The sequence below is a fragment of the Curtobacterium sp. MCBA15_008 genome (genome assembly GCF_001865065.1).
In the GTDB taxonomy this organism is placed as follows: domain Bacteria; phylum Actinomycetota; class Actinomycetes; order Actinomycetales; family Microbacteriaceae; genus Curtobacterium.
This window is the reverse complement of the sequence record NZ_MJGN01000025.1, coordinates 52,441-78,115: the sequence shown is the minus strand read 5'-3', so window position 1 is coordinate 78,115 and position 25,675 is coordinate 52,441. Positions and strand designations below refer to the sequence as shown.

18 protein-coding genes and 1 pseudogene are annotated in these 25,675 nt (G+C 70.4%); 2 read left to right on the top strand and 17 right to left on the bottom strand.

All coding sequences use genetic code 11. The features are described from left to right. Window positions 1–203: 203 nt before the first annotated feature. The 13 genes and pseudogenes from holA to BIU96_RS12015 form a co-directional block, all read right to left on the bottom strand. A complete protein-coding gene (gene holA, locus BIU96_RS12080) occupies window positions 204–1,223 on the bottom strand; it encodes a DNA polymerase III subunit delta (RefSeq protein ID WP_071292866.1) in 1,020 nt (339 codons plus the stop codon). Window positions 1,224–1,804: 581 nt separating this feature from the next. Next, a pseudogene (locus tag BIU96_RS20500) lies at window positions 1,805–2,905 on the bottom strand (ComEC/Rec2 family competence protein); the annotation flags it as partial. 770 nt (window positions 2,906–3,675) lie between these two features. After that, window positions 3,676–4,416 (bottom strand): ComEA family DNA-binding protein, encoded by a 741-nt coding sequence (locus tag BIU96_RS12065; RefSeq protein WP_071292863.1) that lies wholly within the window; start codon window positions 4,414–4,416, stop codon window positions 3,676–3,678. 100 nt (window positions 4,417–4,516) lie between these two features. Next, a complete protein-coding gene (gene leuS / locus BIU96_RS12060) occupies window positions 4,517–7,066 on the bottom strand; it encodes a leucine--tRNA ligase (protein ID WP_139199981.1) in 2,550 nt (849 codons plus the stop codon). A gap of 73 nt (window positions 7,067–7,139) precedes the next feature. Next, window positions 7,140–8,828: a thiol reductant ABC exporter subunit CydC gene (gene cydC, locus BIU96_RS12055; protein ID WP_071292861.1), complete on the bottom strand. Its 1,689-nt coding sequence runs from the start codon at window positions 8,826–8,828 to the stop codon at window positions 7,140–7,142. Beyond that, window positions 8,825–10,474: a thiol reductant ABC exporter subunit CydD gene (cydD, locus tag BIU96_RS12050; protein WP_071292860.1), complete on the bottom strand. Its 1,650-nt coding sequence runs from the start codon at window positions 10,472–10,474 to the stop codon at window positions 8,825–8,827. Before cydD ends, cydC begins: the two co-directional genes overlap by 4 nt. Before the next feature lie 9 nt (window positions 10,475–10,483). Further along, a complete protein-coding gene (cydB, locus tag BIU96_RS12045; protein WP_071292859.1) occupies window positions 10,484–11,488 on the bottom strand; it encodes a cytochrome d ubiquinol oxidase subunit II in 1,005 nt (334 codons plus the stop codon). A 1-nt stretch (window position 11,489) separates the two neighbouring features. Then, on the bottom strand, window positions 11,490–12,902 hold the full coding sequence (locus BIU96_RS12040; protein WP_071292858.1) for a cytochrome ubiquinol oxidase subunit I: 1,413 nt from the start codon (window positions 12,900–12,902) through the stop codon (window positions 11,490–11,492). Window positions 12,903–13,186: 284 nt separating this feature from the next. Then, window positions 13,187–14,122: an ABC transporter substrate-binding protein gene (locus BIU96_RS12035; RefSeq protein ID WP_071292857.1), complete on the bottom strand. Its 936-nt coding sequence runs from the start codon at window positions 14,120–14,122 to the stop codon at window positions 13,187–13,189. Beyond that, window positions 14,119–14,859 (bottom strand): ABC transporter permease, encoded by a 741-nt coding sequence (locus BIU96_RS12030; RefSeq protein ID WP_071292856.1) that lies wholly within the window; start codon window positions 14,857–14,859, stop codon window positions 14,119–14,121. The genes BIU96_RS12035 and BIU96_RS12030 overlap by 4 nt, the downstream gene beginning before the upstream one ends. After that, on the bottom strand, window positions 14,856–15,578 hold the full coding sequence (locus BIU96_RS12025; protein WP_071292855.1) for an ABC transporter permease: 723 nt from the start codon (window positions 15,576–15,578) through the stop codon (window positions 14,856–14,858). Before BIU96_RS12025 ends, BIU96_RS12030 begins: the two co-directional genes overlap by 4 nt. Next, entirely contained in the window at window positions 15,575–16,444 is an 870-nt protein-coding gene (locus BIU96_RS12020) for an ABC transporter ATP-binding protein (RefSeq protein WP_071292854.1), read from the bottom strand. Before BIU96_RS12020 ends, BIU96_RS12025 begins: the two co-directional genes overlap by 4 nt. 218 nt (window positions 16,445–16,662) lie before the next feature. Further along, the gene (locus BIU96_RS12015) at window positions 16,663–17,310 is read right to left on the bottom strand and encodes a TetR/AcrR family transcriptional regulator (RefSeq protein WP_071292853.1); all 648 of its coding nucleotides are present in this window, start codon (window positions 17,308–17,310) and stop codon (window positions 16,663–16,665) included. 145 nt (window positions 17,311–17,455) lie between these two features. On the opposite strand from BIU96_RS12015, the gene BIU96_RS12010 reads away from it, so the two are divergent. Both BIU96_RS12010 and BIU96_RS12005 read left to right on the top strand, forming a co-directional pair. Beyond that, entirely contained in the window at window positions 17,456–18,520 is a 1,065-nt protein-coding gene (locus BIU96_RS12010) for an App1 family protein (protein WP_071292852.1), read from the top strand. 100 nt (window positions 18,521–18,620) lie between these two features. Continuing rightward, window positions 18,621–20,510, top strand: a complete 1,890-nt coding sequence (locus BIU96_RS12005; protein WP_071292851.1) for a glycoside hydrolase family 15 protein — start codon at window positions 18,621–18,623, stop codon at window positions 20,508–20,510. Window positions 20,511–20,700: 190 nt separating this feature from the next. On the opposite strand, the gene BIU96_RS12000 is transcribed toward BIU96_RS12005, so the two are convergent. The 4 genes from BIU96_RS12000 to coxB form a co-directional block, all read right to left on the bottom strand. Continuing rightward, complete coding sequence (locus BIU96_RS12000; protein ID WP_071292850.1) at window positions 20,701–22,074, bottom strand: glucose-6-phosphate dehydrogenase; 1,374 nt, start codon at window positions 22,072–22,074, stop codon at window positions 20,701–20,703. Between the two features lie 300 nt (window positions 22,075–22,374). Further along, window positions 22,375–22,791, bottom strand: a complete 417-nt coding sequence (locus BIU96_RS11995; RefSeq protein WP_071292849.1) for a cytochrome c oxidase subunit 4 — start codon at window positions 22,789–22,791, stop codon at window positions 22,375–22,377. Window positions 22,792–22,795: 4 nt separating this feature from the next. Further along, the gene (gene ctaD, locus BIU96_RS11990) at window positions 22,796–24,532 is read right to left on the bottom strand and encodes a cytochrome c oxidase subunit I (protein ID WP_071292848.1); all 1,737 of its coding nucleotides are present in this window, start codon (window positions 24,530–24,532) and stop codon (window positions 22,796–22,798) included. An 11-nt stretch (window positions 24,533–24,543) separates the two neighbouring features. Further along, a complete protein-coding gene (gene coxB / locus BIU96_RS11985) occupies window positions 24,544–25,446 on the bottom strand; it encodes a cytochrome c oxidase subunit II (protein ID WP_071292847.1) in 903 nt (300 codons plus the stop codon). Window positions 25,447–25,675 lie beyond the last annotated feature (229 nt).

Below are 25,675 nucleotides of genomic sequence, written 5' to 3'. Positions count from 1 at the left end.
GCGGCACGAAGTGCAACCTCGCCGGACGTGAGCGGCGCGTCGTGCGACCTCGGGAACGGGGCGCGTCTCGGGCTCGCTCAGGGCGGGGCGCCGAGATCGCATTTTGTGCCGCTCTCGGACGGCGCCGGCGGCACGAAATGCGACCTCGGCGAACGTGAGCGGCGCGTCGCGCGACCTCGGCCTCGACCTCGGGCAGTGCCGGGTCAGCGGGGCTCGCCGCGGCGGGCGATCGTGCGCACCATGACCTCGAGCGCGTAGTGGGCGTCGCGCGAACCACCCTTCACCGCGGTGTCCGCCTCGGCGATGCTGGTGATCGCGTTCGCCAGCCCGGCCTCGGTCCATGAGGCCACGTCACGCTGCGCCCGCTGCACCTGCCACGGCGCCATGCCGAGGGCCGACGCAGCCTGCCCGCTCGGCCCGCGGAAGGCACTGACCTTCGCCATCGTGCGGATCTTGCTCGCGAACGCGGCGACGATCGGCACCGGGGCCTCGCCCGTCGACAGAGCGTGTCGCAGCTCGACGATCGCCGGGGCGGAGCGGCCGGCGAGGGCGATGTCGGCGACCTTGAACGCGTTCGTCTCGACACGGCCGCCGTAGTACTTGTCGACGACCTTGTCGGTGATCTCCTGCGCCTCGTCGGCGAGGAGCTGTCGGCACGCCGCGGCGAGTTCCGCCAGGTCGTCGGCGAACGCCGAGACGAGGGTGCGCACCGCCGACGGCGCGATCTTCCGTCGAGCGGCCCGGAACTCCGCCTGGACGAAGTCGATCCGGTCGGTCTCGCGCTTGAGCTCGTCGCACTGCACCTCGATCCCACCGCCGACGCCGCTCCGGATCGTGTCGAGCAGCTTCTTGCCACGCACGCCACCACCGTGCCGGAGCACGAGCGTGACGTCGTCCGCCGGGGCACCGAGGTACGAGATGGTCTCGGTGATGAACGCGTCGGTGCACTTCTCGACGTTGGTGACCCGGACCAGTCGGGGTTCGCCGAAGAGGGACGGGCTGGCGAGGGTGGCGAGGAGGCCGGGCGCGTACTGGTCGGCTTCGAGGTCGTGCACCTCGAGCGCCGAGTCCTCGCCCACGAGCAGGTCGCGGAGGACACTGCTGGCACGCTCGGCCAGGAAGGTCTCGGGCCCGGTGACGAGCACCACGGGCGCCGGTCGGATCCCCGACCACGGCACCTGGTCGATCTTCGCCGCGGCGCGGACGGGCTTCTTGGCGGCCATGCCTCGATCCTACGGGCGACCGCCGACCCCGACCGCTCCGTCCACACCCGCACGCCGTCCGGGTCGTCCGGACCTTCCGAGCCGGCACGGCCGACGACGACCGTGCCGTGCAGGTCCGTCCGGTACGCCGTTGTCCCCGCGCTCTGGAGCATCGCCAGCGCCGAGCGGGTCGGGTGCCCGTACGTGTTGTCCGCGCCGACGCCGATCAGTCCGACCGCAGCCGCGGCCTGCCGGTACAGCAGCGGGTCCTGGTCAGCGGAACCGTGGTGCGCGACCTTCACCACCTCGACCGGGTCGATGCCGGTGGCACGGAGCCGTCGCTGCGCGGTTTCACCCAGATCGCCGAGGAACAGCCCGGACACGCACGTCGAGCAGTCCGGACCGGGCTCGGTGCGCAGCACGAGGCTCGCGTCGTTGCCGGCGTCCCGGGCCCCCGCGCGGGGCCAGAGCACGCGCCACCGGAGCGCGCCGAGGGTGCCGGCCGTCGTGTCGTCGGCCTGCCGCACGTCCGCGCCGGCCCGCTGCAGGGAACGGACGACCCGCTCGTCGGCTGGACGACCGACCGGTCCGACGAGCGCGGTCCGGACCCGGGGCGCCACGGAGTCGACCGCGCCGACGTGGTCGCGGTCGAAGTGGGTCAGCACCAGCAGGTCGATGCGGTCGATGCCGAGCAGGTCGAGGCACGCCTCCAGCCGGTCCGGGTCGTCCCCGGTGTCGACGAGTGCGACCGCATCCGTACCCGCACCGTCAGCGCCGGTCCGGTCGACTCCCCCGCGCACGAGCACGGCGTCACCCTGGCCCACGTCGCAGGCTGCCGTCGACCAGTTCGACGGCAGCCCCGAGCGCACCACGATGCGGGGAACGGCGACGACCGCCATACCGATGACCGTGACCGCGCCGGCCAGCAGGAGGAGCCGGAAGCGCACCGGACGCGGTACGAGGACCGCGACCGCGACACTCGCGCTGACGGTGCCTGCGGCCATCACCCCCGCGACGCCACCCGGCCACGGTGCCGATGCGTGCGGAAGCGCCGCCGCGCCGTGGGCGATCCCCCCGATGGCGCTCGCGGGGACCCAGGCGACCGCGGCCAGGACCGTCCCGCCCCACGGCCACACCGCCGCGACCAGGCACGCCCCGAGCCCCACCACCGTGACGATCGGCGCGAGGGGTTCGGTGAGCAGGTTCGCCGGCACCGCGTAGGTGGGGAGCGCGGCGGACAGCGGGATCGTCAACGGCCAGCACGCGAGCTGCGCGGCGATCGGCACGGCAAGTGCCGCGGCCGCCGGGGTCCAGAGTCGGCGCGCGAGGAGTTCAGTGAGCGGCGGTCCGAGCACCACGATCCCACTCGTCGCGAGCACGGACAGGACGAACGCGAAGGACCGGGCGTACCAGGGGTCGACGACGAGCATCCCGACGACGGCGAGGGCGATGAGCGGGACCCCGCGGACGGGACGACCGGTCAGGTGCACCACGAGCACGACGATCGCCATGACCGTCGCCCGCACGATCGACGGGTCGGGCCGGACGAGCACGACGAACGCCAGCAGGAGCACCACGGCGACGGCCGCCCGAGCGTACCGGGGCAACCCCAGCGCTCGACCGAGCACCACGACGAGCCCGGCGACCACCGCGCAGTTCGCCCCGGACACGGCGGTGAGGTGTGTCAGCGCCGAGGTCTCCATCGCCGACTCGGTCGCAGCGTCGAGCCCGCTCCGGTCCCCGATCGCGAGCCCGCGGAGGAGCGATGCGCCCGGCTCGGGCAGTGGCTCGGTGACGGCGACGAACGTCTGACGCGCGCGGTCGGTGGCGGCGAGGATCCCGGTCGGCGCACGCGTCGAGGCGGTGCCGCGCAGGAACACCACGGCAGCCGTCGTCGCTCCGGGCGCATCGGGCTCGACCGAGGCCGACGATCGGAGCAGGGTCCCGGCTGCCAGGTGCACCGGGGGCCTGTCGTCGTCGCGGTCCGGGACCACCCGCACCGGGACCCGCAGTCCGGCGAGGTCTTCGACCCGTTCGAGCGTGCCGACGACGGAGCGGTCGCCGGGCGCGAGGTCGCGGGACAGGACGACCTCGACGGCGACGGTCCCGTGTCCGCGGTCGTCGAGCACCGCGGGACTTCGCCGCGCCTCGCCGACCAGCACCGCCACGGCGAGCAACGAAGACAGCGACGCCGTCGTCACGGCAAGGCCGGCCAGGCCGGCAAGGCCAGCCAGGCCAGCCAGGCCGGCCGGGCCAGCCGGGCCTGCGAGAGCACCCAGCCGCCGCCGAGACGGAACAGCCGCGACCCCGAGCACGACGCAGACGCAGACGACGACGCCGACGCCGATGCCGAGGACCCAGCCCGCCGCTGCCGGCACCCCCACCATCACCGCCGCGCCGATCCACGCCACCACCACCGGCACCGCGATCCGGAGGTCGGCCACCCGGGGCGCGAGGTCCACCGCCACGGCCGTCAGACCCGGACGCGGTCTTGGAGGTCGGCGAACCGACCGTCCCCGATCCCGCTGACGTCGAGCAGGTCCTCCACCGCCGAGAACCGCCCGTGCTCGTCCCGCCAGGCGAGGATCCGCTGGGCCAGGGACGGCCCGATGCCCGGCAGGGTCTCGAGCGCCGCCTGATCGGCGGTGTTGAGGTCGACGACCTCGACGTCGGGACCCGCCACCCCTCCGGGCACAGCAGCGCCACCGGCTCCCGGCGCCTCGTCGAGCGCGGGAGGGATGTCCGTCTCCCCCACCTTCGGCACGTAGAGCCGCTCCCCGTCCGCCACCACCCGTGCGAGGTTCAGTCGCGCCAGGTCCGCGTCGGCCGTCGCGCCCCCGGCACGGTCGATGGCCGCCGACACCCGGCTGCCCGGGCCGAGGGCCACGACGCCCGGACGGACCACCGCCCCGACGACGTGCACGACCACGGCACCCGCCGACGACGACGCAACCCCGGCCGAAGACGACGAAAACGATGACCCAGACCCAGACGCCGAAGACGACGCCGGCGAGGACCCTGCCGGCGCCCCCACCGACGGCGCTCCGGTCACCGTCACGACACCGGGACCCCCGGGGCCACCGGCGCCCGACACCCCGGACCGCGACCCGAGCAGGACCACCACGACGGCGATCACGACGATCACCGCCGCCAGCACCACAGCGGACCGGGGCGACAACGCGAGCGCGGCGAGACGCGGTGGAGGCGAAGACATACCGGAACGCTAGGGAGCCCCGCCGATCGGCGAGGCTCCCCAGGGCGTTCCAGTGGATGACGGGTGGACATCCCCCACTGGGGAGGAACACCCGGAGCACCTACCCCTTGATCGCGATGTTCACGAGCTTCGGCGCCCGCACGATCACCTTCACGATCTCGCGGTCCCCGATGTACCGCTGCACGTTCGCCGACGCCCGCGCCATCGCCTCGAGCTCGGCCGGGTCGATCGACTTCGACACCTCGAACGAGTCACGGACCTTCCCGTTCACCTGCACGACCGCGGTCAGGGTGTCCTGAACGAGCAGCGTCGGGTCGGCCTTCCGCCAGCCGTACGTGGCGACCGTGGCCTCGTAGCCCAGCTTCTCCCACATCTCCTCGCCGGTGTACGGCGCGAAGACGCTCAGGCCGAGCGCGATGGTCTCGACGGCCTCGCGCACGGCGGGGTCGGCGGCGCCGGGGCCGCTGTCGATCGCCTTGCGGGTGACGTTCACCAGGTCCATCAGGCGGGCGATCACGACGTTGAACTTGAACGACTCCATCATCCCGGGCGCATCGGCCAGGAACCGGTGCGTGACCTGCCGGAGTGCGCGGTTGCCCTCGGCCCAGACGACGTCCGGCGACGAGGTGACGTCCAGCGCCAGCCGGTATGCACGGGCGAGGAACCGGGCCGAGGCGGACGGCGAGACGTCCTCCCAGTTGATGTCGTCCTCCGGCGGGCCGGCGAAGCCCATCACCAGACGGATCGCGTCGACGCCGTTCGCGTCGAGCTCGTCGCCGAGGGAGACGCCGCCCTTCGACTTCGACATCTTCGACCCGCCGGACAGCACCATGCCCTGGTTGAGCAGCGCCGAGAACGGCTCGGTGAAGTCGAGGTAGCCGAGATCGAACAGGACCTTCGTGACGAAGCGGGCGTAGAGCAGGTGCAGGATCGCGTGCTCGATGCCGCCGATGTACTGGTCGACCGGCGCCCACTTGCGGGCGATGGCCGGGTCGAACGCCTGCGTGTCGTCGTTGGCGGCGAGGAACCGCAGGAAGTACCACGACGAGTCGACGAAGGTGTCCATGGTGTCGGTGTCGCGGAGCGCCGGCGAGCCGTCGACCGGGTTCGGGACGTTCACCCACTCGGTCGCGCCGCCGAGCGGCGAGGTCCCCTTGGGCTTCAGGTCGAGGCCCTCGGTGTCCGGCAGCACGATGGGCAGCTGGTCCTCCGGCACCGGGTACTCGGTGCCGTCGGCGCCGTGGATGATCGGGATCGGGGTGCCCCAGAAGCGCTGGCGCGAGATGAGCCAGTCGCGCAGGCGGTAGGTCTTCGCGGCGCGGCCGGTGCCGCGCTCTTCGAGCAGACGGATCGCCGCGCTGATGGCGTGCTGCTTCGACATGCCGTCGAGCGGTCCGGAGTTGATCATCCGGCCCTGCCCGGTCAGCGCCTCCCCGGTCGACACGGGATCGAGCGACGGCAGGTCATCAGGCGACATCGACGGGTCGATCACCGGGATCGCCCCGGTCACCGCTGCGTTGGTGTCCACGACGACCTTCACCGGCAGGTCGAACGCCCGCGCGAAGTCGAGGTCGCGCTGGTCGTGCGCCGGCACGGCCATGACGGCGCCGTGTCCGTAGTCGGCGAGGACGTAGTCGGCGGCCCAGATCGGCAGGCGTTCCCCGGTCAGCGGGTGGATCGCGAAGCGGCCGAGCGGCACGCCGGTCTTCGGCCGATCGGCGTTCTGCCGGTCGATCTCCGAGGTCTTCTGGGTGGCGACCAGGTACGAGTCGAACGCAGCACGGACGTCGTCCGGAGCCGACGAGACCAGCGAGGCAGCCAGGTCCGAGTCGGGCGCGACGACCAGGAACGTCGCCCCGTGGATCGTGTCCGGACGCGTGGTGAAGACGGTGACGGGCTCGTCGCGGCCCTCGATCACGAAGTCGACGTCGGCACCGACCGAGCGGCCGATCCAGTTGCGCTGCTGCGCGATGACCTTCGCCGGCCAGCGGCCCTCGAGCTGGTTCAGGTCGTCGAGCAGCCGGTCGGCGTACTCGGTGATCTTGAAGTACCACTGCGTGAGCTTCTTCTTGACGACGACGGCGCCGGAGCGGTCCGAGGTGCCGTCGGGCAGGACCTGCTCGTTGGCGAGCACGGTCTGGTCCACCGGGTCCCAGTTGACCCAGCTGTCCTTCCGGTACGCCAGCCCCTTCTCGTACATCTTGAGGAACAGCCACTGGTTCCACTTGTAGTACTCGGGGTCCGAGGTGTGGATCTCGGTGGTCCAGTCGAACGACGGCGCGTAGCGCTTGAAGGACGCCTTCTGCTGCTCGATGTTCGCGTAGGTCCAGTCCTTCGGGTCCACCCCGCGCTTGATCGCCGCGTTCTCGGCAGGCAGCCCGAACGAGTCCCAGCCGATCGGGTGCAGCACGTTGAAGCCCTGCTGCCGCCAGTACCGCGCCACGAAGTCGCCGAGCGCCCAGTTCTCGGCGTGGCCCATGTGCAGGTCGCCGGAGGGGTACGGGAACATCTCGAGGATGTACTTGCGCGGACGGGTGTCGTCGAGGTCGGTGGTGAAGAGACCGAGTTCCTCCCAGCGGGGCTGCCACTTCTCCTGGAGACGACGGAAGTCGTAGGCGTTCGGGTCGTCGACGGTCTGCTCGCTGGTCACGGTGAACAAGATTACAAGGCCTGGAGGCGCGGTCCGCCGCACCCCGTCGGCCCGCCTCCGCAGCCGGTCGCGTTCACGGGCCGACCAAGCGCCCGTCGCGCATCCGCAGGGTGCGGTCGACGAGGTCGCCCGCGACGGGCACGTGCGACACGATCACGACCGTGCGGCCCTCGGCGCGGGCTGCGCCGACGAGGTCACGCAGGACCGCGTCGCCAAGGTCGGGGTCGATGTCGGCGGTCGGCTCGTCGAGCACGAGCACCGGGAAGGCGTGCAGCAGCGCGCGTGCCAGGGCGAGGCGGTGCGCCTGACCGCCCGAGACGAGCTGGCCGCGCTCCCCCACGCCGGCCTCGAGGCCGCCCCGAGCGGTGACCCACGAGCCGAGCCCGACCCGGTCGAGCACGGCGAGCAGGTCGTCGTCGGTGGCGGTCTCCCGCGCGAAGAGCAGGTTCTGCCGCACGGACTGGTCGAACACGAACGGGTCCTGTTCGATGAGTCCGACGCGGGCCCGGACGGCGTCGGGGTGCATGTCCCTCGCCTCGACCCCGTCGAGCGTGTACGACCCCCGGTGGTCCACGAACCGGACGAGCGCGTCGACCAGGGTCGACTTGCCGGCGCCGCTCGGTCCCTCGAGCACGACGACCTCGCCGGGACGGAGGTCGAGCGACACCCCGTCGACCGCGGCGGCGTCGGCTCCGGGCCAGCGCACCGTCAGGTCGCGGAGGGACACGGCGACGGGCCCGTCGACCACGAGTGACGCGGGGTCGGCGTCGGCGTCCGGCTCGGGCACGATTCCGGCGGGGACCTCGGCCGGCACGACCCGTTCGACCCGATCGGCCGCTGCCCGCACCCGGCGGAACGTCAGGACGGCGAGCGGGACACCACCGACGACCTCGAACAGGGCCAGCGGGACGAAGACCGCGAGGGCCCAGAGCGGACCGTCGAGCGCACCGGACACCACTGCGGGTGCCCCGACGGCGAGGATGCCGACGACCGCACCGCCGCCGACCAGGCCGACGAGGGCGCCGACGAGCGACTCCACGGTGCCGCGTCGCCGGACTGCCGCGGTCACCCGGGCATCGAGGCGTGCGATGTGCGCCAGCCGCTCGTCGAGGGTGCCGTAGGCCGCGAAGACGTCGAGCGTGCGGACGGTGTCGAGCACGAGGTCGGCCACCTCCCCACGCTCGGCCGCGGTCTGCTCGTCGGAACGCCGGGCGATCGCGAGTGTCACGACCGAGCCGAGCACGGCCGCCGCCGCGAGGGCGACCAGCAGCACGAGCGCCGCCGGGACCGACACCACGGCGACGGCCACGAGCGACAGGACGGCGACGATCCCGGCGGACACGAGCGGCCCCACGACCCGGATCGGCAGGTCCTGCAGCCGGTCGGTGTCCGTCACGAGCCGGGTGAGCAGGTCGCCGCGCCCGGTGGAGCCGAGTCCGGCCGGCGCGACGGAGGACAGGCGGCGGTACATCTCCGTGCGGACCACCGCGAGCTGCCGGAACGACGCATCGTGTCCGGCGAGCCGGTCGACGTACCGCAGCGCCGCACGCCCGAGCGCGAACGCGCGGACCCCGACCATCACGAGCGTCAGGTACAGGATCGGCGGGTGCTCCGCCGCACGCGTGATGAGGTAGCCGCTCGCGGCGAGGAGCGCGACCGCGCAGACCGCACTGAGCGCACCGGCGGCGACCGCCTTCGCCCAACCCGACCCGTGGGGCATGGCGAGCCGCAGGACGGAGCCGCGCTGGGCCTCCCGGCTCATGCTCGCGCTCCGTCCACCTGGGTGACGACGACCGCGCCGCCCACGCGCACGTCGACGCGGACGTCGGCCGCGGCGATGACCGCCGGTCGGTGGCTGGCGACGACGACCACGGCGCCGTCGTCGGCGAGCCGACGCACCGTCGCGATGACATGGGCCTCGGCCTCGGCGTCGAGGGCGGAGGTCGGCTCGTCGAGCAGGACGAGCGGGGTCGCCGCGCGGTGCGCGCGGTACAGCGCGCGGGCGACGCCGACGCGTTGCGCCTGGCCGCCGGAGAGCCCGCTCCCGCCGGATCCGACCTGGAGGCCCGGGTCGAGTCCCAGCCCCGCCTCGCCCAGGGCGGTCCGGACGGCGGTGACGTCGGGGGTCGCGCTGAGCGCGACGTTCTCGGCGATCGTCCCGCGCACGAGTCGGGGACGCTGGTCGGCCCAGGTGGTGCGTTCCGCCGGGGTCGAGCCGGCCGCGCCCGGGACGGTGACGGTGCCGTCGTGGGGCAGCACGCCGCGGATCGCCGCGATGAGACTGGACTTGCCGGAGCCGCTCGGGCCGGCGAGCACGACGACGGTCCCCGGGGCGGCGCGGAGGTGGACGGGGCCGATCACGACGTCCGGACGGCGGACGGTCAGGCCGTCGAGCACGAGCTCCGCGGCGGCCGGGGCGCCGGCGGGTGGCGCGGGCGGGGCCGTGGTGTCGTCGAGCACGTTGAGCACGGCGGTCGAGGCCTCGACGCCGTCCTGCGCGGCGTGGAAGTCGGCGCCGACCTGCCGGATCGGGGCGAAGGCCTCGGGGGCGAGGACCAGCACGAACATCGCGGCGCCGAGGCCGAGCGATCCGTCGACGAGCCGGACCCCGATCGAGACGGCGACGAGGGCCACCGACAGGCTCGCCGCGAGCTCGAGGGCGAAGCCGCTCACGAACGACAGCCGGAGCACCCCGAGCGTGCCGCGGCGGTACTCGTCGGTGACGGTGCCGATCCGGGTGACCTGCCGACGGGCACGCCCGAACACCTTGAGCGTCGCGAGTCCCTCGACGGCCTCGGTGAAGGCGGTGCCGAGCCGAGCGAGCGCATCCGACTGTCCCCGCTGCAGTGCCTGCGTCGCGAGCCCGATGAGGATCATGAAGACCGGGATGACCGGGAGCGCGCAGAGGACGATGAGCCCGCTGGTCAGGTCACCGAACCCGATGGCGACCAGGAGCACCGGCGTGGCGATCGCCGTGAGCGCCAGCTGCGGCAGGTACCGGCCGAAGTAGGCGTCGAGCGCGTCGAGCCCCGGGCCGAGCGTGGTGGCGAACCCGGCGCTCGAGCGTCCGGCGAGCCAGGACGGCCCGCGCTCGGCCGCCCGGGCCAGGACGGTCGCGCGGAGCTCGCTCTTCACCCGGGCGGCCGCACGCGCTGCGAGGTCGTCGGTGGCCCACGCCGCGACGGCACGGAGCACGAACGCCGCGCCGAGCAGCCCGAGGGTCGGAGCGATCGCGGCCGGGACGCTGCCCTGCCGGACGGCGTCGACCCCGAGCGTGACGGCCGCGGCGATCCCCCACGCGATCCCGATGGTGGCGAGCGTGCGGAGGAGGCCGGTGCCGGCGGCCGCGACGATGAAGCCGCGCGCCGTGCGGGACAGGCGCAGGAGTCGCGGGTCGAGCGGCTTCATCGTCGGTGCCTAGTGCGCGGCCTGCAGGACCTGGGACCGCGAGACGCGCTTGCGGAACACCCAGTAGGTCCAGGCCTGGTAGGCGAACACGAGGGGCACGAAGATCAGTGCCACCCAGCTCATCACCGTCAGCGTGTACGACCCGCTCGACGCGTTGTACACGGTCAGGCTGTTGGCCGGGTTGACCGAGTCCGGCATCACGTTCGGGAAGATGGCGGTGAACATCGCGAGGACGATCGCGGCGATGGTCACGGCCATGAGCGTGAACGCGCGGCCGTCCTTGCCCCAGACGTTGCAGAGCACCGCGAGCACGAGCGCCAGCGCGGCCACGACCGACAGGACGAGCGACGCCGGGGTCGCCCGGACGAACGCCATGGACACCAGGAACACCGCTCCCACGACGATCGTGAGGATGCCGGCCCGGGTCGCCAGGCGCTTCGCACGCTCGCGGATCTCGCCCTCGGTCTTCAGGGCGACGAACACGACGCCGTGCGTGAAGAACACGAGCAGGGTGGCGGCGCCGGCGAGCAGGGCGAACGGGTTGAGCAGGTCGAACAGCGTGCCGGTGTAGTTGTGGCCGGCGTCCATCGGGATCCCGCGGACGACGTTGCCGAACGCGACGCCCCAGAGGAACGACGGGACCGCGCTGCCGACGATGATCATGAGGTCGAAGCGGCGCTTCCACTCGAGGTGCTTGTTCTGGTGCCGGTACTCGAACGACACACCGCGGGCGATGAGGGCGGCGAGGATGAGCAGCAGCGCCAGGTAGAACCCGGAGAACATCGTGGCGTACCACTCCGGGAACGCCGCGAAGAGGCAGGCACCGGCGACGATGACCCACGTCTCGTTGAGGTCCCAGACCGGGCCGATCGTGTTGATCAGGACGCGACGGTCGGTGTCGTCCTTGCCGAGGAACGGCAGCGACATGCCGACGCCGAAGTCGAAGCCGTCGAGGACGAAGTAGCCGACGAAGAAGACGCCGACGATCGCGAACCAGAGAACCGGCAGATCCATCTCAGTACACCGTCACTTCGTGCTTGACCTCGCCGGTCTCCTCGTCGACCTCCGCCGGGGCGGCGGGGCCCTCCTGTGCGACCTTCTTGATGAGCTTGAACTCGACGACGGCCAGCGAGCCGTAGATGAGCGTGAACACGACCAGGGAGATGAGGACCTCGAGCCCGGTCACGTTCGGCGAGACGCCGTCGCCGGTCTTGAGCAGCCCGAACACCAGCCAGGGCTGGCGGCCCATCTCGGTGAAGATCCAGCCGACGATCATCGCCGCCATCGGCAGCGGGACCGTCCAGGTCGCGATCCGCCAGACCCACCGCTTCGTCGGGAAGCGGCCCTTGCGGGTCAGCCAGAGCCCCGCGAGCGACACCATGACCGCGCCGACGCCGAGGGCGATCATCCAGCGGAACGACCAGTAGGTGACCCAGATGATCGGCTTGTAGTCGCCGGGTCCGTAGACCTGCGAGTACTGCGCCTGCAGGTCGTTGATGCCCTCGACCGTGCCGTTGAAGGTGTGCGTCGACAGGAACGAGAGCAGGTAGGGCACCCGGATCGAGAACAGCTCGTGCACGCCGTCCGGGGTGCCGAGGGTGAAGATCGAGAACGAGGCGTCCTTGCCGGTGGCGGTGTTGTACAGCGCCTCGGCGGCGGCCATCTTCATCGGCTGCGTGTCGACCATGGTGAGGCCGAGCTGGTCGCCGGTGAGCACCGTGAGGGCACCGGCGGCGAGCATCGTCCACATGCCGAACTTCAGGGCCGGCATCATCGTCTCGAGGTTCTGGTTCCGGGCGAGGTGGTACGAGGCGACCGAGATGATGACGGCCGCGGCGACCATGAAGCACGCGAACAGGGTGTGCGGGAAGGCGGCCAGGGCGACCTTGTTGCCGAGCACGGCCCAGATGTCCGTGAGCTCCGCGCGCCCCTTGGCGGCGTTGATGGCGTACCCGACCGGGTGCTGCATGAACGCGTTCGCGGCGATGATGAAGTACGCCGACATGATCGTGCCCGCGCTGACGCACCACATCGTGGCGAGGTGGACGCCCTTCGGCAGGCGGTCCCACCCGAAGATCCACAACCCGATGAAGGCCGCCTCGAAGAAGAAGGCGAGGATCCCCTCGAGCGCGAGCGGAGCGCCGAACACGTCACCGACGAACCGGGAGTAGTTCGACCAGTTCATGCCGAACTGGAACTCCTGCACGATCCCGGTCACGACGCCCATGGCGAAGTTGATGAGGAAGATGCGCCCGAAGAACCGGGTCAGCTGGAGGTAGTGCGCCCGCCCCGTGCGGTACCAGGCCGTCTGGAACACGGCCACGACGACGGCCATGCCGATCGTCAACGGGACGAAGAGGAAGTGGTAGATCGTCGTCAGACCGAACTGCCACCGCGACAGGATGAGCGGATCGAGGATGTCGTTCATGCGGCGTGTCCGTGCCGGGTCGCCGCGCGCTGTTGGTGCACGTCAGTTGCTTCCTGTGGAGGGGGAACTTCTGGTGTCACTGGCCGTTGGGACACCTCCACGTTACCGCGCGGGCACCTCACTCGACAACTTGTAGAACCCTGGACTGCACGAACGTGCACGAGCAGTGCACGGCACAACCGTGCGGAACCGACGTGCTGCATGACTGCCCGACGAACGACGACAGGTGCCGGGCAATTGCCCGACACCTGTCGCTTTACTGTCGCTGGTCGTCCAGCCGTCCGCTAGAGCAGGTCGTTGTCCTGCAGGAACGACTTGGCCACGGAGGACGCCGACTTCTGCTCGACCGAGTTCTGTCGGTTGAGCTCGATGAGCACGTCGGTCGTGAGGAGCTTGTTCACCTTCTCGATGGCGTCGGCCGCCTTCGAGTCGAGCCCCTTCGACACGATCGGCGTGACGTTGTTCGCCGGCACGAGGTGCTTCGGGTCCTCGAGGGTGACGAGCTTCTCGGTCTTGATCGATGCGCTGGCGGAGTAGATGTCCGCGACCTGCGAGTCGCCGTCCTGGATCGCCTTGATCGTCAGCGGGCCGCCGGAGTCGTTCTGCTGGTTGACCTCGCCGGTGATGCCGTACTTCTCCTTGAGGCCCTTCGGGCCGTAGGCGGCCGTCGCGAACTCCGGGTTGGCGGCGATCGAGATGGTGCCACCGATCTTCGACAGGTCCGCGATCGACTTGAGGTCGTACTTGTCGGCGGTCGCCTGGGTCACCGTGTAGGTGTCGGCGTCCGACGCGTCGGCCGAGGGCAGCGCCTTGACGTCGGACGGCAGGACGTCCTTGAGGGCGGTGTTGATGCCGTCCGTCGTCGTCTCGGTGGTGGTGTCCTTGCCGTCCGCCTGGAGCAGGTAGTTCAGCAGGTTGCCGTTGTACTCGGGGAAGACGTTGATGCTCCCCTTCTCGACCTCGGGCCAGTACGCCTTGCGCTGGCCGATGTTGAGCTGCTTCTTGACGGTGAAGCCCTCGTGCTCGAGCTCCTGCGCGTACAGCTCGGCGATGATCTCGTTCGACGGGTACGCCTGGGAGCCGACGACGATGGTCTTGGAGTCCCCTCCGCCGGAGCCGGAGGAGAGCGGGTCGCTCGACGAGCAGCCCGCGAGGGCGATGGCGGCAGCGGACGCGACGGCGATCGTCGCGGCGAGGCGCCGGGTCGTTGCTGTGATCACGGGTGGGTTCCTTCCACAGGGGTTGATGCTCGTGGTGCCGAGCTACGGGTGCTCCGACGCGACGGTCGCGCCGACCCGGCGGAGACACCCGCGGGGACGGCGAGCCGCTGCAGCGCGGCGAAGACGATCTCGAACGCGATGGCGAGGGCGATCACGATGATGGAACCGCCGAGCACCTCCGCGTAGTCCTGGTTGGCGATGCCGGAGAAGGCGTAGCCGCCCAGCCCTCCGGCGTTGATGTAGGCGACGAGGGTGGCGGTCGCCACGACCTGCAGGACCGCGGCGCGGATGCCGCCGACGATGAGCGGCAGGGCGAGCGGGACCTCGACCCTGCCGAGGATCTGCCACCCGGTCATGCCCTGCGCCTTGGCCGCGTCGATGGTGACGCGGTCGATGGCCTCGACGCCGGAGTACGCACCGGCGAGGACCGACGGGATCGCCAGCACGACGAGGGCGATGAGCGGTGCCTGCAGCCCGAGGCCGAGTGCCAGCGCGAGCAGGGTCAGCAGACCGAGCGTCGGCAGGGCGCGGATGCCGCCGGAGACCCCGACGGCGATCGAGCGGCCCTTGCCGGTGTGCCCGATCAGCAGGCCGAGCGGCACGGCGATGACGACCGCGATCGCGACGGCGAGGAGCGTGATCCAGACGTGCTCCCACAGCCGGACACCGATGGCGTCCGCGCCGACGTTGTTCGCGGGGTCGAAGATCCAGGCGATGCCCTGGGCGAAGAGGTTCACGCGGAGACCTCCCCGGTGCGGACGTCGTCAGCGGCGGAGCGGCGGAAGCGCCGAGCGGTCCTGCCGCTCCCCCGTGTCCAGGGCATGACCAGACGGCCGATCGCCACCAGGAGCAGGTCGAACACGAGCGCGAGCACGATCGTCAGCACGATGCCGGTCAGGATCTCGGCGCTGATCCCGCGCTTCAGCCCGTCCGTCAGCAGGAAGCCGAGGTTCGGGATGCCGATGAGGGCGCCGACCGTGACGAGGCTGATCGTCGACACGGACACGACGCGGATGCCGGCGAGCAGGACGGGACCGGCGAGCGGGAACTCCACCTTGAAGAAGCGCTGCGCCGGCGAGTACCCGAGGGCCTCGGACGCGCCCACGACGTCGGAGTCGACCGCGTCGATCGCGTCAGCCGAGGACCGCGCCATCAGGGCGACGCCGAAGATCGTCATCGCGATGACCACGTTCACCGGGTCGAGGTAGCTCGTACCGAGCACCGCGGGCAGCACCAGGAAGAGCGGCAGCGCCGGGATCGTGTAGAGCAGGCTCGCGACCACGACGATCGTCGACCCCGTCGCCCGCGCGGGCCCGCGCCGCTTGCGGAGCCGGGAGACCAGCAGTCCGATCGGCACCGACAGCACGAAGCTGATGACGACCGGCGGGATCGACAGCCACACGTGTGCGATCAGGTTGTCACTGATCGTGTCGAGGTTCCCGAGGACCCAGTTCACGCGTCGCCCTGCTGCGCCTGCGGCACGGCTTCGGCGGCGTCGACCACCTGGACCGGCCCGGTGAGCACGCCCGCGGCACGCCCCTCGCCGTCGACGACGATGGGACCGGTCGGGGTCTGCTCGACCCGGAGGGCGCGGCGGCCGCGGCCCGCGCCGATGAAGTTCGCGACGAAGTCGTCGGCGGGCTCGGCGAGGATCTCCGCCGGCGTGCCGAGCTGGGCGATCTCGCCGCCCTTCTTCAGGATGACGACCTGGTCGCCGAGCTTGAAGGCCTCGTCGATGTCGTGCGTCACGAAGACGACCGTCTTGCCGAGCTCGCGCTGCAGCCGGATGAGCTCGTCCTGCAGGTCGTTGCGGACCAGCGGGTCGACGGCACCGAAGGGTTCGTCCATCAGGAGGATGTTCGGGTCCACCGCCAGGCCACGAGCGACACCGACGCGCTGCTGCTGGCCGCCCGAGAGCTGCGAGGGGTACCGGTCCGCGAAGGCCCGGTCGAGCCCGACGGTGTCCATCAGCTCGAGGGCTCGCGCACGGGCCTCGGCCTTGGAGACGCCGGTCAGCAGCGGCACGGTGGCGATGTTGTCCGCGACCTTGCGGTGCGGCAGCAGCCCGGCGTTCTGCATCACGTAGCCGATCCGGCGACGGAGCTGCACGGGGTCGACGCCGGCGACGTCCTCGCCGTCGATCTCGACGGCGCCCGCACTCGGGTCCACCATCCGGTTGATCATGCGGAGCAACGTGGTCTTGCCGCAGCCACTCGACCCCACGAAGACCGTGGTGGTCCGGGAGGGGATGACGAGGCTGAAGTCGTCGACTGCGTTGGTGCCGTCCGGGTACGTCTTGCGCACACTGCGGAACTCGATCATGGGTGCCCTTCTGTTCGGAGGTAGCCCGACTCCGAGTGAGAGTACCCGTCGGGTACGACATCGGTTGCGAATGACGATCCGTGACGTGTTCCGGATGGTGCCCCACGGCCTTGGAGTCGATGCGGGCCGGACCGCAGCGCCGACGCACGACGACGCCCGCGCCTCCAGTTCGGAGGGCGGGCGTCGAGGGATTGGTCCTGCTGTGCGGAACCGGGGTGTCAGGAGGCGGCGAGCACCGTCTCGAGGTGGGTGCGGCTCATCCGGCGGTACTCCTCGATCAGGGCGGTGTCGGGGTGTGCCGGATCGCGGTGGGCGCGGGCGAGCACCGCGTGCGAGGACTCGGCGAGGACGACCCAGGTGCGGGCCATCCGCTCACCGACCGGCAGGCCGAACCGCTCGTGCATGATCTGGGCGACCGTCCCGCCGAGTGCCGCCATGCGGTCCTCGGCGTCCCCGGTGCCGGTGTCCGCCGCGTCCCCGAAGCGGATCGCGCGGAAGCCCGGCTCGGTGCGGTACATGTCGGCCGTGACGTCGATGAGGGCGTCGCAGGCCTGCTGCCAGGTCGTCGCGTCGCTCTCCGCCAGGGTGCTGACGAAGCGCTCGGCGAGGCGCTGGGTGCTCCGGATCGCCAGGGCCTCGACGACGGCGATGCGGTCCGGGAAGTAGCGGTAGACGGTGCCGATGGAGGCGCCGGCCCGCTCGGCGACCATCGCGGTCGTCAGGCGCTCGAACCCGATCTCGTCGATCACCGCGGCGGCGGCGTCGAGGAGACCCGCGAGGCGCGCCGAACTACGGGCTTGGACCGGCTCGTTCCTGAGCAGTGATGATCCCCCCGGCAGTGCGTTCGGTACCTCGGTGACGAGCACGTGTTCTCCTCTTGCGCCGACAGCGCGGTCATGTGGGTGGGCGACGCACCAACTGTCGCAGAGACCGGCTGGAATATCGCTGCGACTCTCCCAAAGCACCTGCGAGGTCGTAGGTGTCGCGGTCCGACCGTGGAATGATCGACACATGCCCGACCCGACGCCCCACGAACCGTCGTTGGCCGAGCCGATCCTGCACCGTGCCGCCCGCATCGAGGACGCCGTCCAGGAGTTCCGTGAGCACCGGGCCCGTCACCGCGGCCTCGTGCCGACGGTGATCCCGTACACCGGCTACGGCGCCCCGGGCTGGATCCGCGTGTTGTGCCGCGTCCTCCTCACCCGGCGCGGTCTCGCCTCCGACGCCTCCTTCTACGGCGTCCGCGGGTGGAAGAGCTTCACGAGCGTCGCCGTCGACGACGCCGAGGTCACGATCACGGCCGGCGGGACCACCCACGTGGTGCAGTCCGACCGCGGCGGCGTGGTCGACACGATCGTGCCGATCGACCTCGAGCCCGGCTGGCAGACGATCAAGCTCTCCGCCGGGGGCATGCGTGACGTCGAGGCCGACGTCTTCATCGTCCACCCGGACACCCGCTTCGGCCTGCTGTCGGACATCGACGACACCGTGATGGTGACCTCGCTCCCCCGCCCGATGCTGGCGGCGTGGAACTCCTTCGTGCTCACCGAGCACGGTCGTCGCCCCGTCCCGGGCATGTCGGTGCTCTACGAACGCGTGCTCGCGCAGCACCCGGGCGCCCCGACGGTCTACCTGTCGACGGGTGCCTGGAACGTCGCGCCGACGCTGCAGCGCTTCCTCAGCCGGAACCTCTACCCGGCCGGCACCCTGCTGCTGACCGACTGGGGGCCCACGCACGACCGGTTCTTCCGCAGCGGGCAGCTCCACAAGCAGCAGAACCTCGAGCGCCTGGCGAAGGACTTCCCGGACGTGCAGTGGCTCCTGGTCGGCGACGACGGGCAGCACGACGAGTCGCTGTACGGCGAGTTCGCCCGGGCGCACCCCGAGAACGTCGCGGGCGTCGCCATCCGCCAGCTCTCCACCAGCGAGGCCGTCCTGGCCGGTGGTCGCTCCCGGGCGCAGGAACGCTCGCGCGAGTCGTCCGCCCCGTGGGTGTACGCCCCGGACGGCGCCGGCATGTGGTCGGAGCTGGCCCGCGTCGGTCTGGCCGAGGCAGACCCCGCCGACCCGCACTGAGCCAGGCCGGCTCCCGCACCGAGGGCTGTGCGGCCCCCGCGCTGTGGGGCCGCACAGGCCGCTCGGCCTGGCGCACGGCCGGCGGTGGTTGGATCGCCCCATGAGCGAGGCGACCCCACCGACCAACCGCATCGAGGACCACGCGCTGATCGGTGACACGTACACCGCGGCGCTCGTCGGCCGGGACGGCACCATCGACTGGGCCTGCCTGCCCCGGTTCGACAGCCACTCGACCTTCGCGTCGATCCTCGGCACCGAGGACCACGGCCACTGGACCCTGCGCCCGACCGACCCCGACGCGACCGCCACCCGCCGGTACGACCACGACACGCTCGTGCTCTCCACGGTGTGGACGACGAGCACCGGCATCGTCGAGGTCACCGAGTTCATGCCGATCGGCGCACACCGGGCGACGATCGTCCGCCGCGTCCGGGGCCTGCGCGGCACCGTCGAGGTCCAGCAGGTGCTCCGCATCCGGTTCGACTACGCCCGAGCACTCCCCTGGGTCCGGCAGATCGGCGGCGACGAGGACCCGGCGCTGCTGGCCACGGCGGGACCGGCGTCGGTCATCGTCCGCGGGGTCCAGTTCCGGCCCGACGACCACCGGCACACCGCGACGAGCACCGTGCACGACGGCGACGTCGTCGACACCGCGCTCACCTGGTACCCCTCGCACCGCGAACCGCCGGAGCCGCTCGACGTCGACGTGGCACTGGACCGGACCCGTGCGTGGTGGCGCGAGTGGATGGCGCCGATCCGGACCGAGGGCCGGTACGTCCAGGCGACCCGGAACTCGCTGATGTTCCTCCGTGCGATGACGCACGCCGAGACCGGTGGCGTCGTGGCCGCCGCGACCACGAGCCTGCCGGAGGACCCGGGCGGCGAACGCAACTGGGACTACCGGTACGTCTGGCTCCGCGACGCCTCGCTCGCCCTCGCCTCGCTCATCGCGCACGGGTACCGCGACGAAGCGGCACACTGGCGCGGCTGGCTCCTCCGTGCGATCGCCGGGGACCCCGCCGACGTCCAGATCATGTACGGCGTGGCCGGCGAGCGGGAGCTCCCCGAGCGCACGCTCGACAACCTGCCCGGCTACGACGGCTCCACGCCCGTCCGCGTGGGCAACGGCGCCTACACGCAGTACCAGGGCGACGTGTTCGGCGAGGTGCTCGCGGCCCTGCACGACGCACGCGAGCTCGGCGTCGAGGAGAACGCCGACTCCTGGGCGCTGCAGCGTGCCCTGCTCGGCTACGTCGAGCAGCACTGGCAGGAGCCCGACAACGGCATCTGGGAGATGCGCGGCCCGCGCCGGCACTTCACGCACTCGCGCGCGATGATCTGGGCGGCGTTCGACCGCGGGGTCGCCGCCGTCGAGGAGTTCGGGCTCGAGGGTCCCGTCGACCGCTGGCGCACCCTCCGTGCCGCCGTGCGCGACGAGATCGAGGAGCACGGCTGGAACGCGGACCGGGGCAGCTACCGGCAGCACTACGACACGGACGAGGTCGACGCGAGCCTGCTCGTCCTGCCGCAGATCGGGTACCTCAAGGCCGACGACCCGCGCATGACCGGCACCGTCGCCGCCATCGAGCAGGACCTCAGCACCGGGTCGGACGGTCTCGTCCTGCGCTACCGGACGTCCTCCGGGTTCGACGGACTCTCCGGCGCCGAGCACCCGTTCCTGGCGTGCTCGTTCTGGCTCGTGGAGCAGTACGCCGCGTCCGGTCGGGTCGACGACGCCGAACGCCTGATGGACGTGCTCACGGGCTACGCCAACGAGGTCGGCATGCTCTCCGAGGAGATCGACGTCGCCACCGGGCACCACATCGGCAACACGCCGCAGGCGCTCTCGCACCTCACCCTCGTGTCGGCCGCCGACGCCATCGCCCGGGCACGCGGTGCGGCCGCGGGGCACCGCACCCGCCTGCCGGTGCACGACGGCGGCACGCGGTCGTGGACGGGCGAGGGCGAGCGCGCGGGCAAGACCGCGTAGCGGTCCCGCGCGTAGGAAGCAGTTCCGCGCGTAAGAAGCGGAATCGCGCGTAGGAGGTCGTTCTTTCCGACCCCCTACGCGCGATTCGTCTTCCCAGGTCGGGTGCGATGGGACGGAACGCACGCACAGACGGACTGGAGGCGCGGTGCCAGCTGGCACCGCGCCTCCAGTCCGTCAGGGGGTCACCGACTCAGGACGACGATTCCCAGTCCGCCGGGCCGCGCGAACCCGCGCGGTACTCCTCGAGGGGAACCTCGTCGGCCTTCCAGGCCTTGACGACCGGCTCGACGATCTCCCAGCAGCGCTCGGCCACGTCGCCGCGGATCGAGAGCAGCGGGTCGTCGTGGAAGATGCCGTTGAGGACCTCGCCGTAGGGCGTGAGCTCACCGTCGGCGAACGAGGAGGACAGGGTGACCTGACCCATCTCGAACGGGTTGCCGCCGCCGTTCGCCGACACCGTCAGCTCGATCTCGTCCGGGTTCAGGACGATGCGGAGCGTGTCCGTCTTCGGGCGACCGGACAGGCCGGAAGGGAGGCGCGTCACCGGCTTGAAGGTGATCAGGACTTCCTTGCGGCTGGCGCCGAGCGCCTTGCCGGAGCGCAGGGTGAAGGGGACGCCCTTCCAGCGCGCGGTGTCCACCTCGACCGAGATCTCGGCGAGGGTCTCCGTCTTGCGCGACTTGTCGACGCCGTCCTCGTCCTGGTACGAGGGCAGTTCCTTGCCGTCGATGGTGCCGGCCGTGTACACGGCACGACGCGACGCGACCTTCGGGTCGCCGCCCTTGAGCTCGGTCGATCGGAGCACACGGGCGAGCGACGAGCGGAACTCGACGGAGTCGATGTCCGCCGGTGCGTCCATCGTCACGATGCCGAGGATCTGCAGCAGGTGCGACTGGATCATGTCGACCATCGCGCCGGCCTCGTCGTAGTACTGCGCGCGGTTCTCGAGACCGAGGGTCTCGTCGTAGAAGATGTCGACCTTCTCGATGTTGTCCGCGTTCCAGATCGGCTCGAACAGGCGGTTCGCGAAGCGCAGACCGATGATGTTGAGGACCGTGGTGCGACCGAGGAAGTGGTCGGTGCGGTGCACGCGCTCCTCGGGGACGAGCTTGAGGACCGTCTCGTTGAGGGCCCGCGCGCTCGCGACGTCGGTGCCGAAGGGCTTCTCGAACGCCAGGGTCGTGCCGGCGGGGAGCTCGACGTGCTCGAGGGCCTCGCAGATGTCGGACGCGATCTGCGGCGGCAGGGCGAAGTAGAGCACCGGCTCGTTGTCCGCTGCGGCGAGCAGGGCCTTGAGGTGCTCGGGGTCGGTCGGGTCACCCTGGATGAACTCGGTCGACGCGATGGTGGCGTCGACCTCCGGGCCCTTCACGTCCTGCGACGCGAAGGACTTCGTGACGATGTCCTTCCACTGCTCCTCGCTGCGGGCGCTGCGCCCGGTGCCGATGAGCTGGACGGGAACCGCTCGACCGCTCTGCAGGAACGTGCCGAGGCCCGGCAGCAGCAGGCGGGAGGCGAGGTCGCCCGTCGCGCCGAAGATGATGAGAGTGCGCTTGTCGGTCACCGGGGGTGACTCCTTTCGCTGTGGTGGAGGTAGTCCGCTTGAGGGCAAGCCGTGTGCGGGCCGGATGATTCCCGGTTCGGGGACCGGGGTGCTGGTGGGGCCGTTCGTCGGGGCCGGTTGGTCGTGCGCTGCCGGTCGTGCGGTTCCGGTCGTGCTGTCTCGTCGTGCGGTGCCGGTCGTGCCCGGCTGTCTGCATCGGGCTGTCTCATAGGGCCCGGCTGTCTGCTTCGTGCCGGGACGCACTTCGGGCGGCACCGAGGTGGTGCCGCCCGAATGTGTCAAGTGCGCTGCAGCGTCAGGTCAGTGACCGAAGTTGCCGCGGTAGTACTCGTAGACCCAGCCGACGAGGGTGACCGCCACGAGGGCGAGACCGATCGGCACGATCCAGAGGCCGGCTGCGACGCCGAGGAACACGACCGCGGTCGACCCCGCCAGCAGGATCGGCCACCACGACCACGGGCTGAAGTGCCCGAGCTCGGCGTCGCCGTCCTCGATGTTGGCGTCCGGACGGTCCTCGGGCAGCACGCCGCCCTGCGAGGACATGACCTTGCCGAGGTAGAACGCGATGAACGCGGACATGATCCCGGTGAGGCCGATGGCCACGGTGCCGACCCACTCCGGCTCGCCGTAGTAGATGAGCGACCAGATGGTGTACGCGGCGTCCGCGAGGATGAAGAACCCGAAGAGGATCCAGAACAGATTGGTGTTGGCGCGCATCGCCTTACTTCACCTCGCCCTTCGCGGCGTCGTAGGTCGGAGCGTCCGGAGCGTCCTTCGCAGGACCGACACCGATCGGCACACCCGCTTCCGGGTGGTTCAGGTCGAAGGCCGGCGACTCCGAACGGATGCGCGGGATCGACGTGAAGTTGTGCCGCGGCGGCGGGCAGCTGGTCGCCCACTCGAGCGATCGGCCGTAGCCCCACGGGTCGTTCACGGCGACCTTCGGTGCGTTCCGGGCGGTGACGTAGACGTTGAAGATGAACGGCAGGAACGAGATCGCGAGGATCATCGAGCCGATCGTCGACAGCTGGTTCATCCACGTGAAGCCGTCGTTCGGCAGGTAGGTCGCGTAGCGACGCGGCATGCCGATGACGCCCAGCCAGTGCTGGATGAGGAACGTGGTGTGGAAGCCGATGAACAGGAGCCAGAAGTGGATCTTGCCCAGACGCTCGTTGAGCATCTTGCCGGTCCACTTCGGCCACCAGAAGTAGAAGCCGGAGAACATCGCGAAGACGACGGTTCCGAAGACCACGTAGTGGAAGTGTGCAACGACGAAGTACGAGTCGGACACGTGGAAGTCGAGCGGCGGCGACGCCAGGATCACACCGGTGAGACCACCGAACGTGAAGGTGATGAGGAAGCCGATCGCCCACAGGAGCGGGGTCTCGAAGGTCACCGAGCCGCGCCACATCGTGCCGACCCAGTTGAAGATCTTCACGCCGGTCGGGACCGCGATGAGCATCGTCATGAGCGAGAACCACGGGAGCAGGACGCCACCGGTGACGTACATGTGGTGCGCCCACACGGTGACCGAGAGGGCCGCGATGGAGATGGTCGCGTAGACGAGCGTCTTGTAGCCGAAGATCGGCTTGCGGCTGAAGACCGGGAACACCTCGGAGACGATGCCGAAGAACGGCAGCGCGATGATGTAGACCTCGGGGTGGCCGAAGAACCAGAAGAGGTGCTGCCAGAGCAGTGCCCCACCGTTCGCCGGGTTGAAGATCTGGGCGTCGAACACGCGGTCGAGACCGAGGCCGAACAGGGCTGCGGCGAGGACCGGGAAGGCCATCAGCACGAGCAGCGCCGTCACGAGGGTGTTCCACGTGAAGATCGACATGCGGAACATCGTCATGCCCGGGGCGCGCATCGTGATGATCGTCGTGATGAAGTTCACGGCACCGAGGATCGTCGAGAAGCCGGTCAGGCCGAGCCCGAACACCCACAACGTGCCGCCGAGCCCTGGTGTGAACGTCGTGTCACTGAGTGGCGCGTAGGCGAACCAACCGAACGACGCGGCGCCCTGCGGGGTGAGGAAGCCACCCACGGCGATGAGCGCGCCGAACACGTAGAGCCAGAAGGCGAAGCCGTTCAGACGCGGGAAGGCGACGTCCGGCGCACCGATCTGCAGCGGCATGATCGCGTTCGCGAAGCCCGAGAAGAGCGGCGTCGCGAACAGCAGCAGCATGATCGTGCCGTGCATCGTGAAGAGCTGGTTGTACTGCTCCTTCGTCGCGACCACGTGCAGGCCGGGCTCGAAGAGCTGGGCGCGGATCACGAGCGCCATCACACCCGCGAGCAGGAAGAAGATGAACGAGGCGATCAGGTACATGTACCCGATGGTCTTGTGGTCCGTGGAGGTGATCCACCGGACGATGATGTTGCCCTTCCGGCCGACCTTCGACGCCTGGAAGTCCGGCGTCGAGGGCCTGGTCGGCTGGCCGACGAGTGACGTTGTCATCAGACGAGCCCCTACTTGTTCTCGCTCGACGCCGTGACGGGCGCCTTGTTGTTCGGTTCGTTGGTGTTGGTGTTGTACTCGTTGCCGAGCAGACCGACCTTGCCCTGGTCCTTGAGGTCCGCGAGGTACTGGTTGTACTCGGTCGGTGTGACGACCTTCACCTGGAAGAGCATGAGCGAGTGGTACTCACCGCAGAGCTCTGCGCACTTGCCCTGGTACGTGCCGAGCTTCTCCGGGATGAAGTACTCGTAGTTCGTCTTCCCGGGGAGCATGTCCTTCTTGTACAGGAAGTCGATGATCCAGAAGGAGTGGTCGACGTCGCGCGAGGAGAGCTCGATCTTGACCTTCTTGCCCTGGGGCAGGTACAGGGTCGGCAGCTGCGACTCGTCGATGGCCCCGTTGGCGTTCTCTTCTTCCTGGGCCTGGATGCCCTGGTAGTAGACGCTCTCGTCGGGGTTCTTCTGGTCGATGTAGTTGAAGTCCCACGCCCAACGCTTGCCGTACACGTGCACGGTGGCGTCCGGGTTGGTGAAGGGCTTCTCGATCGCGGCCTGGTCCTTCGCGGTGAAGGCGAAGAAGCCGAGCACCAGGATCAGCGGCACGATCGTGTAGAAGATCTCGAGCGGCATGTTGTACCGCATCTGCACCGGCAGGCCGGTCTGGCCCTTGCGGCGGCGGTAGACGATGGCGGCCCAGATGATCAGGCCCCACACGATCAGACCGACCGCGAGCAGGACGACCCAGCTGGTGGTCCACAGGCCGACGATGCGGCTCGTGTGGTTGGTGACGTCCTTCGTCTCCTCCGTGCCGGGGAGCCATCCGTTCAACTGCTGCTGCGTGCAGCCAGCCAGTGCGATGACCAGACCGACGGCCACCGGGACGGCCGCCCAACGTATACGGCGATTCGAACGCACTGTTACCTCTCGGAAGACGTGAAACCGGCACAGCCTGCGACGCAGAGGTCGCGCATGGCTGACTTCCAGGTTGGTTGGAACACTCCTAGCTTACTCGCAGCTCGACACCGCTCGCGCACACGCGACACGCTCCGAGCCGCGATGCGCACCTTCGACGGCCTCGTTTTCCCTGGTCATGCCCGGAGCAGCGCGAGGGCACGCCCGGAGAACACACGAGCGGGGAGCGACC

Bases quoted from the DNA above. Each gene is read 5' to 3' on its own strand.
- holA (WP_071292866.1), bottom strand. From the start codon at position 1,223: ATGGCCGCCAAGAAGCCCGTCCGCGCCGCGGCGAAGATCGACCAGGTG.
- BIU96_RS12065 (WP_071292863.1), bottom strand. From the start codon at position 4,416: ATGTCTTCGCCTCCACCGCGTCTCGCCGCGCTCGCGTTGTCGCCCCGG.
- cydC (WP_071292861.1), bottom strand. From the start codon at position 8,828: ATGAGCCGGGAGGCCCAGCGCGGCTCCGTCCTGCGGCTCGCCATGCCC.
- cydD (WP_071292860.1), bottom strand. From the start codon at position 10,474: ATGAAGCCGCTCGACCCGCGACTCCTGCGCCTGTCCCGCACGGCGCGC.
- cydB (WP_071292859.1), bottom strand. From the start codon at position 11,488: ATGGATCTGCCGGTTCTCTGGTTCGCGATCGTCGGCGTCTTCTTCGTC.
- BIU96_RS12040 (WP_071292858.1), bottom strand. From the start codon at position 12,902: ATGAACGACATCCTCGATCCGCTCATCCTGTCGCGGTGGCAGTTCGGT.
- BIU96_RS12020 (WP_071292854.1), bottom strand. From the start codon at position 16,444: ATGATCGAGTTCCGCAGTGTGCGCAAGACGTACCCGGACGGCACCAAC.
- BIU96_RS12010 (WP_071292852.1), top strand. From the start codon at position 17,456: ATGCCCGACCCGACGCCCCACGAACCGTCGTTGGCCGAGCCGATCCTG.
- BIU96_RS12005 (WP_071292851.1), top strand. From the start codon at position 18,621: ATGAGCGAGGCGACCCCACCGACCAACCGCATCGAGGACCACGCGCTG.
- BIU96_RS11995 (WP_071292849.1), bottom strand. From the start codon at position 22,791: ATGCGCGCCAACACCAATCTGTTCTGGATCCTCTTCGGGTTCTTCATC.
- ctaD (WP_071292848.1), bottom strand. From the start codon at position 24,532: ATGACAACGTCACTCGTCGGCCAGCCGACCAGGCCCTCGACGCCGGAC.